This is a genomic window from Acinetobacter sp. NIPH 2699 (assembly GCF_022549355.1).
Classification (GTDB): Bacteria; Pseudomonadota; Gammaproteobacteria; order Pseudomonadales; family Moraxellaceae; genus Acinetobacter.
This window is the reverse complement of sequence record NZ_JAKZGL010000009.1, coordinates 56184-71273: the sequence shown is the minus strand read 5'-3', so window position 1 is coordinate 71273 and position 15090 is coordinate 56184. Positions and strand designations below refer to the sequence as shown.

Below are 15090 nucleotides of genomic sequence, written 5' to 3'. Positions count from 1 at the left end.
TGAGATCTGCGATGAAAAAATCAAAAATTAAGCTGCTGAGTCATACCTTGTTTATGTTGGGTCTTTTATTCCCGATACAGCAGGTGATGAGTGCCGAGTCTGATTTTGTCAAAGAGGGGGATGGTGCTTATAAGCCAGGCAATCCAATCTATGATCGTTGGGATCTTTTTTATAAAATTGAACAAAGCCAGCCTGAGCAAGCAGAAAAAATCTTACAGGAGCTTGCGCAACTGACGCCACAAGACCTCAAAGTTTGGAAAAGCCTGACTTATTTACAAATTCGTTTGAATAAACAAAACGAAGCGCTGCAAAGTGTGCGTCAGGCATCTCAGCTTGCACCAGAAGATGAGCAACTCAAATTACAACTTGCTTACTTACTCAATCAACAAAAAAACAATAAAGAAGCATTGTCGATTTTCAAAAGTTTAACAACCTCCAGCGATGCTGATATTGCGGCTAAAGCACAACAAGCGGTACAAAATTTAAGTGGCGCAACGGTTAAACCTATATTTAAAGATATTTATTTTGCTCCCTCTTATGAGTCACGCTATGACGATTTTATTTTTCCGTTAAAAATGCGCTATGGGCGTAACTTGGACAATGGTCGTGCACAGGTTTATGGTTTTGTAAATCTTAACCGCGATACAAAATCTAAAGGCGGTGTCCGTCCAGAAATCATTGATGAAAATGCTGCGACTATCGGTGTAGGGGCGAATTACCAGCCGTGGTTATCTTTACCTATTCGAGCATATTTAGAAGTTGGTGGTAGTTATGACTTGATTGATCGAAATCGAGATAGGTTTCGTGAAAGTGTGGTTGGTGGGGTAACGGGCTATCAGGAATGGTATGCCAATCCAAGCCTAGAGCAAAGTTACATTTGGAATGATTATTTTACGGATCTGTATGGCAATGTCGCGAGTTATTCACGTGAAGATTATAATGTGATCGCTGACCTGCGATTGCGTTCAGGTTTTAATATTTATCGTGGTGACACAGGTACGGTACAGGCTTACGCTAAACTGCATACATTAGCTGACTCAGAAGGTAAAAATTACAATAATTTATTTGAATATGGTGCAGGTGTGGCTTGGCAGCCTTTTAATTATGTACCCGTAAAACTACGAGTAGAACGGCTATATGGACATTACCTCAAAGATGCTTTGGCCAACGGTCAAGATCGCTATAACAACACACGTACTGAACTTGTATTTTATAAGGATTTCTAATCATGAAAAAATTAATTTCAATTGTGTTTGGTACTCGTCCAGAATTGATCAAACTTGCACCCGTCATTTTATTAGCTCAACAAGATGAGCGTTTTCAAGTCGAAGTTATTTTTACGGGGCAGCATGATGAGTTGGTACGTGATGCAATTGAGTTTTTCCAAATCAAAATAGATCACCGTTTAAAAATGATGAATGCTGGGCAAAGTTTAAATCAATTGTTGATTCAAGGTCTGAGTCAATTAGAAGGTATTTTTAATGATGGGCAACAACGTGATGCAATTGTGATTCAAGGGGATACCACCACGGTCTTAGCGGCGGGATTGGTGGCATTTTCAATGAAAATTCCTGTGGCGCATGTGGAAGCCGGTTTACGCTCTTATGATTTGGATCATCCATTTCCTGAAGAAGGAAATCGCCAATTGGTCTCAAGAATCACCAAATGGCATTTCGCTCCAACAGAGCAGTCTAAACAGAATTTATTACAGGAACATATTCCAACAGAAAATATTACTGTAACAGGCAATACGGTTGTTGATGCCGTATATCTTGGCCGAGCGCTGATTCATCAACAAACCACGCAACAAGATCATTTACAGCAGCATGGTTTAGTCTTTCCTGAAAATGCTCGAATTGTATTGATCACAGCCCATCGTCGTGAAAACTTTGGTGAGGGCATACAAAATATTTGTAATGCGGTTGAATATTTAGCACAACACTATCCTGACGTTCACTTCGTTTGGCCAGTGCATTTAAATCCAGCAGTACATGATGTGGTACATCGTAAATTTCCTCACTATTCACAGGTTCATCTCGTCAAACCATTAGACTATCCAAGTCTACTTGCGGTGATTGATCGTGCAGCATTTATTTTAACAGACTCAGGTGGCCTACAAGAAGAAAGCCCTTCATTTAATAAGCCTGTGCTTATTCTACGAGAAACAACTGAGCGTCCTGAAGTGGTTCAAGTCGGTGCAGGAATTTTAGTGGGTACAGATCAAGCCAAAATCGTAGCAGAAGCTGAAAAACTACTTTCAGATCAAGTACATTATGCCCGTATGGCAAATGTGCCGAATCCGTTTGGTGATGGTAAAGCATCCCAACGCATTCTGGATCAGATTGCTCAAGGTTAATATGCTGATTTCGGCTTTGCATTTGAGCCATATTTAAGTTTATACCACAATGCCACCATATAGACGGTCATACGGTTCATATAATGTGGACCGTCAAAAATATAGACGGTTTGCCCTTCATAAGCGTTCAGTTGCTCAATAATTTCCCAAGGGTAGGCTGAACGAAACTTACCGTTTTTGGTGGTTCGAAAGGCTTCTAACACAATAATAATATTTTCTTGTCCGAATTCTTGTTGTAAGTCATCTAAGATGACTCTGGCTTGTTGAGGTGAACGCGTGCCTACACCAACGCCATCTTGAAAAAATACGTTGGTTTGTTCAGGTAGCCAACTTTTCAACCATACATCCAAGTGTTGTGGCATTGCTTCAGCGCTATAGATACTGACCCAAAGTGGTTTTGGGAGCGTGCTTAAGGCCTGTCCTAAAATCCCCACACCGAGCCAAGTTGGGTCGGCCTCTATTGGAAAATAGTATCCTTTCAATGGGATTGACTGGGTTTTATCAATAATCTGTTGAGAGTTTTCTGCAAGGTGAACAACCTTAGAACGCGCTAATTTTTCATCATATTCACCAGCCAAGCCCAATATAATATTTTCTGCCCATGGCTGTTGATTGAGCTGTTTCAGGTTGATGTTTTTTTCCCATTTAGTAAAACCAATATCATGGTCGAACCAAGATTTGGTTTGCACAACAGACCATTGTGGGACAAAGGTTGAAACACCCAATAAATCCCAATTACCTGTAGGTGGGGTTGTTTTTAAATCGGGCTGCCAAAACACACCTTCAATTTGTGGAGGCTGCATTTCTGATTGAAGAAAATGCATGCAACCTCCCAAAAATATTAAAGTTGATAAGATTAAAGTAATTATAAATTTTAAATTATTCGGCCTTATTTTTAGCATTTGGTTTTTTTCGCCAGTACCAGAGCAAGATGATAAGAATCATAATAGCAGAGATGATCGAAACCAAGATAAAAAAGGAGGATTGTTGAACTAATGGTACTTTCTGATTTCCTACAATAATTTTCTGTAAAGTAAATACTTGCCCATTTTCAGTAACCAATATCTTGCTGGCATTGTTTGGAATATTTTGTTGAATTTTCTCCCAAAGTTTAGTGAAATTCTGAGCACCGTTGACTGAATCAGTGAGAATGTCAAAGCGCTGATCATTGACACTCACTAAGAATCCATTGGTTGCAGCAGGGAGATAAACCTTGTCTTGATGCATTAAGACTTGTTGACGATAGATATTCGGATTGACATGCACATTAATAAGCTCTGGTTTTGCTGGATCAAATTTAACAAAATTTAATGGAACAGGATCATTGGTCATTAGCATTCTTTTGGCCGCTTGGCTCACGATCAAAGCGATTTCCAAACTTCCTGGTCGACCATCAATTGCAATTTTCGGATGTGTTGCAAAGGTCATGGGCAGTGATGCAACTCCATTTTTGAGTTTATGCGGCAGTTTAACCGTTGATTTTTTAGTATCAATCCATAAAGAACCTTTTGCGGTTGGTAAACATTGTGAATTGACAATCACGGAGTTTTCCAACTTCATACTGAAGGTTGTATTATTTGAAATCGTTTTCGCAAAGTAATTAAATTGACGATTGACAGGGTCTGAATCTAATTCAGCCGTTTTTAGACTACCTGCGAGCCCACCATCAATCCAAGTGGTAATATTAGAACCTTCCAGTAAACCACTTTGCACCCGTAGTGCAATTTGTCCCTGCAAAATATCTGTGGGTTGCCAAACCGCAGGAAAGGTCAGGAAAAGATTTTTTTCAGCTTGGTTTAAACGAAAGTCACTGATCCCTAAGTCCGCAAGCGTATTGATTTGTTTGATTTTGGCCCATGTGGGTGCCGCAAGTTTATCGGGTAAAAAAGTTGCCGAGGTATTCAGTTGTTGTAAGTAGGCTGGATTTAACAGTCCATTAATTGCAGATACTAACTTATTAGGTTGATCATATTGGATATGTAAAGTTGGAACATTATTCTGCGCGCTAATTTGTACTAAAGTTCCATTGGGTAATGGGGTTGCTGATTTAGAAATTTCAATGAAAAAATCTGCGGTCTGATCAGTGGGTGGTGTTTGTTCATACCATTTGACTGGCGTAACAGATCCCCAAGCACTGATTAAACGTCCCAGCATAGAGGCCTCATGAATATTGGCTGAATTGTATTTCAGTACGCCATTAAAGGGTGTTGGGCGGACGACCTGTGGATTAAATAGGGCATCGGGTAAATCTTTTAACCGATAAAGTGCTCGGTGTCGTGTGTAATCAATTTTCGAATTGCTTAAATAAGTGACCTGATCAATATCCTCACTACAGAAGGTCGTCCGATCTGCTGCTGGAGATGTTCGAGGAGAATATTGCTGTAAAATAAAATCTAAACGGTGAAAACCACTTGCGGCAGCTGGAATATCAAAATTCAATTCACCAGAACCATTTAGAATGGTGTTATAAATCAACTTATCATCATATTTGACTAATAAGGTGGTGGAATGTTCTGTTGAATAGTCACTGCTAAAACGAATACTTTGCCATTCAGACCCTTTACCGACATAAAAGAAGTGCGGCTCAATGGTGTATTTGTTGGAGGTGCTAATATTGTCAAATGTCCACGTATTCCATGTGTCTGCAAAAGCAAATATGGGCAAAGAGAGGGCAGCACTTGCTAATAATGTTTTGAAAATGGGATGATGCAATTGGTTTTTTTTCATTTTATTTTCTCTCCTTGCTACGTTCAGTTTTATACCACTGTAATGAATTTCCTTGTATCTTATTTTTCAGCATGTCATAAGCCGCTTTAAATACGATAAACAAAAATATTTGTGAATAAGTGACATAGGATAAAACTGAGAAGAAATATAGTTGAGGTTTCGCTCGTTCTAAAGATAAGGTGAACCACATTTGTGCCACATATAGGCAAAAAGATAAGCCCCATAACAGAGTAAAGGGTCCAGGTAAGGTAATACCAGCAATACCGAGTAAGCCTAAAGTAAGCGTAATATGACTCCAAATCAGTGCAGGAACGAATAACACATAGCACATGATGTTGTTAAAAATTTCGATGCCAATAGGAAAGGGTTTCCTTAAAGCGATGGGCAAATATTTGCTGGTCACATAGAAATTGCCTTGTGTCCACCGCGATCGTTGTTTGATAAAAACGCTTAATGATGGTGGATCTTGCTGCCAACCCACTGCATAAGGGACCCATTTAATCCGCCTTTGACCGAGAAAAATTCGGAAACTCATCTCGGTGTCATCAACCAATGATTTTTCATCAAAACCGCCTAGTGTTTCTAAGGCATCACGCCAAATTACATAGTTGGTTCCCATGAGCGTTGAAAGTTCAAAGCGTTGCCAACGGCCTCCCTGAAAGATCCATTGAAAGAAAATAAATTCAATCGCAATAAAGCGAGTCAAAATACTATCGCGCCAGTTACGGGTACGTACTTTACCATTCACTGCAACCAGTTTTTTATCAGCAAGTAGGGTTTGGGCGAGTAGGCGTACACAGTCAGGTTCAGGGGTACTGTCAGCATCATAAACAATGATGAGTTCGCCTTCGGCATGTGGTAGACCGTTGTTGAGTGTTCGAGATTTACCTTTACCGCCCATACCTTTAGGGACATTGACGATCTTAATACATGGGTAAATCGCTGCCATACGTTCGGCAATTTCAAGCGTATCGTCTTTAGAGCCATCATTGATCAATAAGACTTCGTAGGCATGTGCTGGATAGTCTTGCTGTGCAATGGCATGTAAGGTGGCTTCAATCACTACGCCTTCGTTATAGGCTGGAATGAGCACACTTAACATGGGCCATTCGGCTGGAATGGGTAAGTTTTCTAGCTCTTTTGCTGCTTTTTTTGAATATTTCCACGCTTGGTAACTCAACCATGCCCAAAATGCCTGTGGAATCCAGATTCCGAGAAAGCCAAATAAGAAAAGAATATCAATTGCGGGCATTTATTCTTCTCCTCCGAATGATGGCAATATTCAAGAGAAGCAACAGGATTCCTCCGAGTAAAAGTGAAATCCATGAGATCGAACTTCCAAAGCTACTCAGTAAACTTGGAAAGTGGGATGTCAACAAATAGTCTAGTGGAATCACAATGGTGCTCATCACAATCATCAAATAACCGAATATGTTGGTTTCGACGCCTGTCGTTGTGCTGGTATATTTAATTTTGTTTAAGTTCCATGAGATGCCTAATTGCGGATATTCGATATTGGTTACAGGCATATCTATTGGCGGATTAATGAGCACTTGATAGCCTGAGGTCTGTGATGAATCGGTACTGGCCTGATAAAAATAATGCTGATGGTGCTGAATCTTGCGTGCAGGAATAGACAAGTGATTGCGATCATCTGATTGAATAATATAATTACCTGCGGGTTGAGCAATCAGGTTTTCATCCCAACCTGTTTCGATCAGTGCAGCTAGAGGTCTGAGACCTAGTGCAGTGGAGAAGGTTGCTTTCGACGCAAAATATTTTGAATGGTGCATTTGAAAGAGCGCAATTGGAATGGCACCCGCATTGACCGCCTTTTTAATTTGATAATATTCAATGAGACTAAAATAATTATCTGGCAGAATGACTCCTGGTTTGACGCCTTTTTCAATTAATTGCTTGAAACTATCTGATTGTAATTGATCAGCGGTAAAAATTGGCCACCACGTTTCAGGATAAGAAAATAGTTGTGTAACCGCTTGAGGAGATTGAATCTGTGATCTTAAGTCAGTTTTTGCTGGCTGAATGGTGCAATGATAATACTGCTGATAAAACTGTTGCAGAGTCGTATCAGGAAAATGCTCGGTTGCTATCAGCAAACCACAAATATTAAGCAGTATTGACATCAGGGCACCTCTCTCATTGCTTGGGATAGGTACTCAGTGTGTTGTTCAATTTTAAGTTTTAATACTGTGAGTTCTTGTAGTTGTTGAATAAACAGAGGATGGTCGTATTGTTGATCGGTTTTATTTTCGTGGATAACAATACTTTTAATTTCACTGAGCTCTTCATTGATGAAATGATAAATCACACTATCTTGTTCAGTCGATAAGATTGCCATGATCTTATTTTGAGTTTCTTTCCAAATATCCTCACCCAACATTTCTCTGATCAGCAATGTATTTGCAATCTGGGTGCTAATGACTTGATATTGGTTTTTTTGTGTCAGTTTTAATAATTTCTTGAGCTCATCTTGAAAGTGTTTTAATGCCGTTAGTGGGAGAATATCGTGTTGATAATTTCGATCATAACTTTGAATTGCACGATAGCTTGCTAAGGCATTTTTGATGTTATGGCGGATTGCACTTAAAAAGATGGGAGCGATTGGTGCTACAAATAAGAGTAGCAGTTGACGTTCAATATAGGTTTGATTGGCCAGATCTAAAAAGAAATAGACTGCAATTGCAATAAAAGTGACCAAGCCCAGGATGAGCGCCTTGCCGACATTTAAATATGCTCCCGCGATGACGAGCATCAGAAGGAGGATCCAACTGCCGCGATAACTTGCTGGCAGCCACTCGTAAGCAACTATACCCATAAATACTTGAGCTGAGATAATCCACAAGAGGAGTGCTGGAGCGGGATTCTTCTGCATAGTAGTTTTAGTTTTATTTAGTCTATTTTGTGATCAAATTATCATTATTTTTTGATGATTACGATAGTTTTTCTGTTATTAATGTTATGGAATAGTTGTTATAAACAACAAGATACAGTGAGTTCTGTATTTTTATTGCACAAGACTTGAAATAAAAACAACGTCTATTTTATTGGATTATAGTTTATTGGCATTGCATATAGCTTCGTGCAGATATGCTCTGAATGTTTCAATTGCACGTACACGACTGGTTTTTAAATCGACTATCGGCACTGGATAATTTAGGCGTTTAACTGCATTTTTAGCATAAGGCTCATGGATTGATTTGTCATCTAAATCAACAAGCTCAGGTAGCCACTTGCGAATATAATCTCCGTGTGGATCAAATTTCTGCGATTGATTGACTGGATTAAAAATACGAAAATAAGGTGCAGCATCGGTACCTGTTGATGCGCACCATTGCCATCCACCATTATTGGCAGCCAAGTCACCATCAATCAAATGTTGCATAAACCATTGTTCGCCTTTACGCCAGTCAATGAGTAGATTTTTGCTTAAGAACATGGCACAGATCATCCGGACTCGATTGTGCATCCAACCTGTGGCAAGTAGTTGGCGCATACCAGCATCCACAATCGGAATGCCTGTTTGCCCTTGTTGCCATTTTTCCAGTCCAATGGGATCATTACGCCAGCCAATATTTTGGGTAGATGGTTTAAACGGCAAATGTCTCGAAACTTTCGGGAAATCAAAGAGGATATGTTGATAAAACTCACGCCATAGCAGTTCATCCAGCCATGTCTGTTGACCTTCTGATTGGATAATAAAATCACCTTGTTGTTGGCGAAACAAGGCTTGGATACATTGGCGAATGGAGATGATTCCGATATTCAAATAAGCCGAGAGTTGGCTGGTTCCTGATAGGGCAGGCAAATCACGTTCATTTTTATAGTCTGTTAATTTTTCATCGATAAATTGGTCGAGTAAATGCAGTGCATGTGTTTCACCAATGTTCCAAGTATCCATGCATGATGGATTAAACTTTGCCGCATAGTGATGCTGTAACGCCTCAATATCAGTTTGCATGAGTGATGGAAAATCACACGTAATTCGGGGTTGAGTCGCAGGTGTGGGATAACATTGGGGTAAACCATGTTGTAAACGTTGATAACAGGTTTTCTTAAATGCCCCGAAGACTTGATAAGGTAAATTGGATTGATTACGAATAGAGGTGGCAGGGAAAAGCGTACGGTCATTGAGTAAAATAAGATCTTTTTGATGTCGATTTAACATGCGTTGAGTGTCATGATCACGTTTTAACTCATTTACGCCGAGCTCAATATTGGCGTATACATGTTGAAAATGAATGTGTTTGAATAGGTTTTCGAAGAATTCAGGGATATGTTGCCAGTGCTGAACTGTCACGATAATGAGTGGAATATTGAACGCAGCAAGCTCGTGTTTTAAGTGTTGTAGTTGGCGTAAGTAGAATTCGATTTTAATTGGGGCATCATCATGTTGCTGCCATTGTTCAGGCGACACTATAGCGATCGCAATACATGAGCCAGCTTGAGTGGCGTGCCAAAGTGCAGCATGATCACGGATTCTTAGGTCTTGACGGAACCAAATCAATTGATGGACATGCGACATAAATCAAAATCAGTAAAATTGAATAGAATGACCTTAAGTGATTTTGTTGTTTTGTAAAAGTAGTAGCTGATAAAAAAGCAAAGCCGAAGCTTTGCTTTTGATCATCTAATTCAAAAATGAATTAGTGGTGGTGACCACCTGCACCATGAACGTGACCGTGATCTAATTCTTCTTGAGAAGCATCACGGATTTCAACGATTTCAACTTCAAAAGTAAGATCTTGACCTGCAAGCGGGAAGTTTGCATCAACAAGGATGTTGTCACCTTCAATCGCTTTAACTGTTACGATCTGTACGCCGTCATCAGTTTGAGCTTGGAATTGCATACCTGGTTGGATGTTGTCCACGCCTTGGAACATTTGAGCTGGAACTTCTTGAACGAGGTCAGGGTTGTATTCACCGTAACCTTCCGCAGCTGGAACGTTTACTGTGAATTTTTCGCCAACAGTTTTACCTGTAAGTGCATTTTCTAAACCTGGAATGATATTGCCTGCGCCGTGCAAATATGCAAGTGGTTCACCTTGAGATTTATCAAGTGTTTCACCCTCAGCGTTTGTTAAAGTGTAGTGGAATGAAACCACGTGATTATTTGCAATAGCAGTCATGTTTTTAATCCATGTCATTAATTTAGGTGTATATCATAAAGTGAAAAATGGTTTTTGTAGACCATTTTCCACTTTTTGAAACGATTTCGTTATAAATAGGCACGAAATATCAAATTTCAACTCAATATAGTTTAATTTTTGGACGGACGCGTCTTGTAAGCAAATCTTTCATGGTGAGCATTCCCGCTTGGGTATAACCATGAATATTGGCTTGATGTAGTCGATATAAAGAAACATACATGGTTTTGGCAATAAAACCCTGCACACTTACATCACCAAGCAATTCGCCTACAGCTTGATTACGACTTAACGACACCAGTGATCCCTTGTCGTTAAAGACAAACATCGGTTGAGGTGAGCCTGATAAACGTGCTGCCATTGCATCAACCAAAAAGGTTGCTTGCTGACTTGCAACTTGGGCGCGAGGACCGAGCGGCGGTTGTCGTGCATCTAATTGACAGTTTGCACAGTCACCAAATGCAAATACATTTGGATCTGAATAGGTTTGTAGGGTTGCATAGACCATTAAGCGATTAATTTTATCGCGTTTAAAATCATCAAATGACTCTAAAACTTTAGGTGCTTTTACCCCAGCAGCCCATACCGTAATATCTGAGTGTATGACATTGCCATTACTGAAATAGACATTGGACTCATCGACTTTTTGCACTTTGTGTTGAGTCAGAACCTCAATGCCCATTTTTTTGAGTTGCTTGGCACTATGTGCCGCAGTCTTTTCATTGAGTGCAGGCAGGATACGGTCAGATGCTTCAATGAGCGTGATTTTGACTTGCTTTGGATTAATTTTCTTTAATCCATAACGATAAAAGTTCTTGGTGGTTTCGATCAATTCTGCCGCTAACTCAACCCCAGTTGCACCTGCACCAACGATCCCAATATTCAAGGCGCGTTCAGTCGGTTGATTTTGTGCTTCAATATACAGATGGAATAAATCTTGTTGGAAAATATCGGCTTGTTGACGACTATCCAAGAAATGACAATATTCACGCACACCTTCAGTACCAAAATCATTGGAGACTGAGCCAACCGCCAGCACCAAAGTGTCATAGCTTAAGTTTTGAATGAGTGGGGTGTGTTCTTTGGAGAGTTGGGGAGGAGAAATAGTAATTTGTTTTTGATCTTTATTAACATCAAGTAAGGTTCCGAGAACGAACTCAAAATGATGTTTTTCTGCATGAGCAAAATAATTGGTTTGTTCTTCGTGAGGATTTAGCGAGCCAGCGGCGATTTCATGAAGGAGCGGTTTCCATATGTGAGTGAGGTTCTGATCGACTAAGGTGATTTTGGCTTTCTCTCGTCGACCAAAACGTTCACCTAGTTGTGTCGCAAGTTCTAAACCACCTGCGCCACCACCCACAATCACGATATGATGTAAGGTTTTGCTCATGATGAGCCTCATTATTTTTGTGAAAGGATGGCTAGATTATGCCATCCTTATGTACAAGGCTGTATGGTTAATCTTGAGCAAAATAGTCTGTTTTTAACCTTGATTTAGTGGGTAGAGTTTGGCAGTCTTGGAAGAATCATGTGTTGAAAATAACGAAAATAGGTTTGAAAACCAGTTTATGATTCTTTGAAAAAGATTGGCTTCTTCTATTTGCACATCATTTTCAATTTGTAAGCTACGAAGTAACTGATTATTTTGATAAATCGAAACTGTGGCCAAATTCATAGCTTGGGTCAATGGCGCAGTCAAATGTTGTTGATTCAATTCAATATTGATATGGGTATTGGTACTTTGCAGTGGTTCAACTGAGGTGATTTGTTGGTTTAGATCAGGCAGATGAATTCGTTGCGTGAGTAAATCAAAAGTATTTAAATCAATCGGTGTGGATTGCGCATATAAAGACGTGGTCACAATGGTGGGTTGTTGAGTCTCTACTTTAAACATTTTCAAGGTCGATTTAATGACGGGAAGCTCTGCAATTAGTCTTTGCTTTGGAATGACTTCTTCATCGCGGGTATAAGTATAAGCCAAGCTCATTAATTTCTGTGCCACTTCAGCGCGTTTTACTGCATTTGGTGTTCCAAGTACAACCACAATCAAACGACGCTTATCGACTGAGTCAAAAGTAGGGCGCTCTGCGGTTAAAGCCAAGTTGTAGCCTGCCGCTTTGGTATAGCCTGTTTTTAAGCCATCAGCGGTTGGGTCTGTTTTAAGCGCAAGGTTAGTTGCACGGTGAAAGCGCTGATTGTAACTAAAACTAGGCATTTTTGAATAATGTAAATAGTCTGGTGCTTGAGTCACAATCGCTTGCGCCAATAAACCAAGATCGGCTGCTGTCGAATAATGATCCACCATGGTGATTCCAGCAGGATTACTGAAATGGGTATCTTTCATGCCGAGAGCTTGCGCTTCCTGATTCATGCGTACGATAAATTGCGGTACGCTGCCTGATATTTTTTCAGCCAGTGTAAGCGCAGCATCATTGGCCGACATAATAATAAGACCTGCTAACAACTGATCCACCGAAATTTGTTCGCCAGCTTTTAAATACATCTGTGACTCATCCCACATGACTGTGCTAACAATCGGTGTAGCCGTGATGATTTCTTCTTTTTTTAATTTACCTGCTTCAATCTCTTTTAATGCGATATAGGCGACCATCATTTTGGTCAAAGACGCTGGGGCGCGCTGTACATGACTATTATGTTCAGCGATGATTTGTCCGGATTGTACATCAATGATCGACCATGCCTGAGCATCGACTGTTTCAGGCATAATGTTGAGTAAATTGGCATGTGTTAGCTGAGCAAAAAACACGCTAAGGAATAGACAGAGGGAGAGGAGAAATTTCACTTAAATACCTTATACAGCCGATCCAGTGGCATGAACGCAAGGAAAGCATGCTATGACTTTTCTGCTGAAGAATCTAGCAACTTTTGCAGACAATTTCGACAACTGCGCAAGACTTTGTAAAAAAATGATAAGCTGTGAGAAATTTTTCTATTTTTATTTTGAACTATGCTGCACTATCAAATTGAGTTCGATGATTATCGCCAACACCTCATTCATGTCACGCTTCGTTTTCTCGCCAATCCAAATCAAGAGCTTTGGCTGCCCACTTGGATTCCAGGGAGTTACCTGATTCGTGAGTTTTCAAAACATATCGAGTCGGTGAAAGCATCGGATGAAGCAGGGCGTTTACTCAGTATTAAAAAAACAGAAAAGAATCGCTGGCGTTTATTCAATACCGACCATGAACTGATTACGGTTGAATATGATGTCTATGCATATGATTTATCAGTGCGTGGCGCTTATGTGGATCAAACCCGTGTGTATGTCAATCCAGCCTGTGTTTGTTTAGGGCTTCAGGATCAAGAACAATCACCTTGCGAAGTGGAATTGTTCTTACCCGATGAATTGAAACATTTCCAAATTGCCACTGGCTTGCCAGCTAAAAGTTTAGTCAAAGGACGATTTACTTTAAAAGCTGAAAATTATGATCAACTGATTGATAGCCCATTTGAACTCGCTGATCAAAGTCGTTTTAGCTTTGAGGCAAATGGTATTCCGCACGAGTTTGTGATTTCAGGTAAACACAGTACCAATTTACAACGCTTACAAGCGGATATAGAAAAAATATGTCGTACTGAAATCGACATGTTTGGCTCAGCACCATTTCAAAACTATAGCTTTATGACCATGGCGACAGGCAATAGTTATGGTGGCTTGGAGCATTGTAATAGTACCAGTTTGATCACACCGCGTGATGATTTACCAAAGGAAAATGAAGCAGCAGAGCCATCTAAGGACTATCAACGTTTCTTAGGCTTATGTAGTCATGAATATTTTCATTCATGGTTAGTGAAATTTATCCGACCAGAAAACTTTGCCAATTATGATTTGCACAAAGAAGGCTATACCAGCTTACTTTGGATCTTTGAAGGCTTTACTTCTTATTATGATGATCTGATTTTATTGCGCAGTGGTGTGATTTCACAAACATCTTATTTGGACTTATTAAAAGCACAAATTGATCGTTATTTGCAAAACCCAGGACGTTTTATTCAGTCTGTTTCTGAGTCCAGTTTTGATGCTTGGATCAAATTCTATCGTCAGGATGAAAATTCAATTAACGCAGGTACCAGTTACTATAATAAGGGCAGCCTCGTCGCACTTTGTTTAGACTTGGGTTTGCGTTTACGTGGTTCCAGTCTGGACGCGTTGATGCGTCGTTTGTATGAAAATAGGCAAAATGGGATTCAGGTCAATGATCGCACGATTTTTGAGTTATGCAATGAATTGACGGGTGATGATTGGATTGAGCAAATCAATCATTTGATCAATACCACTGACGAACTGCCATTGGACCAATTATTACCTGAGTTTGGTTTAAGTTATCTCATCAAAAATGACAAAGCGCTTCCATTTGGTTTGAAAACTGTGGATAAAGCAGAGGGTGTATTTGTACAACAAGTTCGCCGTGACAGTGCTGCGGCTCAAGCGGGTCTATCCGCCAATGATGTGATTATTGCTATTGATGGTTTAAAAGCATCCGAGAAATTGTTAGCCCAATATGCGAAGCAGCAAGGCTTATTTACCGTTTATGCATTCCGTCGAGATGAGTTTTTACAATTTGAGATTCAGGGTGGAGAAGATTCACTCGCGACAGTTGAGTTGAAAGTTGAAGATCAAAGTAAAATGGATAGATGGTTGAATGTGTAAGCCTAAAGTATGATTTTTGATAAGTCCATATTATGGTTATGTAGTATTTCCTATCGAAATGTCGTTATCACTGGATATTGCGTTGACTGAGATGCGATGAGGGCTGATACTCTCAGGGTTTTATTTAAGCACATCGGTTCTCAGGGACTGGGCCAAAAGCTCGGTCCTCA

General features: G+C 40.0%; 12 protein-coding genes. 3 read left to right on the top strand and 9 right to left on the bottom strand.

Annotated features, from left to right (window positions below; genetic code table 11):
* Positions 1-11: 11 nt before the first annotated feature.
* Together MMP72_RS10385 and wecB are read left to right on the top strand one after the other, a co-directional pair.
* On the top strand, positions 12-1226 hold the full coding sequence (locus MMP72_RS10385; protein WP_241317009.1) for a BTAD domain-containing putative transcriptional regulator: 1215 nt from the start codon (positions 12-14) through the stop codon (positions 1224-1226).
* 2 nt (positions 1227-1228) lie between these two features.
* Complete coding sequence (wecB, locus tag MMP72_RS10380; protein ID WP_241317007.1) at positions 1229-2356, top strand: UDP-N-acetylglucosamine 2-epimerase (non-hydrolyzing); 1128 nt, start codon at positions 1229-1231, stop codon at positions 2354-2356.
* Here wecB and MMP72_RS10375 read toward each other — a convergent pair.
* The 9 genes from MMP72_RS10375 to MMP72_RS10335 form a co-directional block, all read right to left on the bottom strand.
* On the bottom strand, positions 2353-3258 hold the full coding sequence (locus tag MMP72_RS10375; RefSeq protein WP_241317005.1) for a hypothetical protein: 906 nt from the start codon (positions 3256-3258) through the stop codon (positions 2353-2355). The genes wecB and MMP72_RS10375 overlap by 4 nt on opposite strands.
* Positions 3236-5083, bottom strand: a complete 1848-nt coding sequence (locus MMP72_RS10370) for a hypothetical protein (protein ID WP_241317003.1) — start codon at positions 5081-5083, stop codon at positions 3236-3238. Before MMP72_RS10370 ends, MMP72_RS10375 begins: the two co-directional genes overlap by 23 nt.
* Position 5084: 1 nt before the next feature.
* A complete protein-coding gene (locus tag MMP72_RS10365; protein ID WP_241317001.1) occupies positions 5085-6335 on the bottom strand; it encodes a glycosyltransferase in 1251 nt (416 codons plus the stop codon).
* Positions 6322-7227: a hypothetical protein gene (locus MMP72_RS10360; RefSeq protein WP_241316999.1), complete on the bottom strand. Its 906-nt coding sequence runs from the start codon at positions 7225-7227 to the stop codon at positions 6322-6324. The genes MMP72_RS10365 and MMP72_RS10360 overlap by 14 nt, the downstream gene beginning before the upstream one ends.
* Complete coding sequence (locus MMP72_RS10355) at positions 7227-7976, bottom strand: hypothetical protein (protein WP_241316997.1); 750 nt, start codon at positions 7974-7976, stop codon at positions 7227-7229. Before MMP72_RS10355 ends, MMP72_RS10360 begins: the two co-directional genes overlap by 1 nt.
* Before the next feature lie 177 nt (positions 7977-8153).
* Positions 8154-9626 (bottom strand): deoxyribodipyrimidine photo-lyase, encoded by a 1473-nt coding sequence (locus MMP72_RS10350; RefSeq protein ID WP_241316995.1) that lies wholly within the window; start codon positions 9624-9626, stop codon positions 8154-8156.
* Positions 9627-9747: 121 nt separating this feature from the next.
* A complete protein-coding gene (locus MMP72_RS10345) occupies positions 9748-10230 on the bottom strand; it encodes a peptidylprolyl isomerase (protein WP_005197827.1) in 483 nt (160 codons plus the stop codon).
* A gap of 121 nt (positions 10231-10351) precedes the next feature.
* A complete protein-coding gene (locus tag MMP72_RS10340; protein ID WP_241316993.1) occupies positions 10352-11638 on the bottom strand; it encodes an NAD(P)/FAD-dependent oxidoreductase in 1287 nt (428 codons plus the stop codon).
* Positions 11639-11731: 93 nt separating this feature from the next.
* Positions 11732-13051, bottom strand: a complete 1320-nt coding sequence (locus tag MMP72_RS10335; protein ID WP_241316991.1) for a D-alanyl-D-alanine carboxypeptidase PBP6B — start codon at positions 13049-13051, stop codon at positions 11732-11734.
* A 165-nt stretch (positions 13052-13216) separates the two neighbouring features.
* Here MMP72_RS10335 and MMP72_RS10330 point away from each other — a divergent pair, with 165 nt between their 5' ends.
* On the top strand, positions 13217-14920 hold the full coding sequence (locus tag MMP72_RS10330; RefSeq protein WP_241316990.1) for a PDZ domain-containing protein: 1704 nt from the start codon (positions 13217-13219) through the stop codon (positions 14918-14920).
* Positions 14921-15090 lie beyond the last annotated feature (170 nt).

Coding starts and splice junctions, on each gene's coding strand:
- MMP72_RS10370 (WP_241317003.1), bottom strand. CDS start 5,083: ATGAAAAAAAACCAATTGCATCATCCCATTTTCAAAACATTATTAGCA.
- MMP72_RS10340 (WP_241316993.1), bottom strand. CDS start 11,638: ATGAGCAAAACCTTACATCATATCGTGATTGTGGGTGGTGGCGCAGGT.
- MMP72_RS10350 (WP_241316995.1), bottom strand. CDS start 9,626: ATGTCGCATGTCCATCAATTGATTTGGTTCCGTCAAGACCTAAGAATC.
- MMP72_RS10345 (WP_005197827.1), bottom strand. CDS start 10,230: ATGACTGCTATTGCAAATAATCACGTGGTTTCATTCCACTACACTTTA.
- MMP72_RS10375 (WP_241317005.1), bottom strand. CDS start 3,258: ATGCTAAAAATAAGGCCGAATAATTTAAAATTTATAATTACTTTAATC.
- MMP72_RS10355 (WP_241316997.1), bottom strand. CDS start 7,976: ATGCAGAAGAATCCCGCTCCAGCACTCCTCTTGTGGATTATCTCAGCT.
- MMP72_RS10330 (WP_241316990.1), top strand. CDS start 13,217: ATGCTGCACTATCAAATTGAGTTCGATGATTATCGCCAACACCTCATT.
- MMP72_RS10360 (WP_241316999.1), bottom strand. CDS start 7,227: ATGTCAATACTGCTTAATATTTGTGGTTTGCTGATAGCAACCGAGCAT.
- wecB (WP_241317007.1), top strand. CDS start 1,229: ATGAAAAAATTAATTTCAATTGTGTTTGGTACTCGTCCAGAATTGATC.
- MMP72_RS10365 (WP_241317001.1), bottom strand. CDS start 6,335: ATGCCCGCAATTGATATTCTTTTCTTATTTGGCTTTCTCGGAATCTGG.
- MMP72_RS10385 (WP_241317009.1), top strand. CDS start 12: ATGAAAAAATCAAAAATTAAGCTGCTGAGTCATACCTTGTTTATGTTG.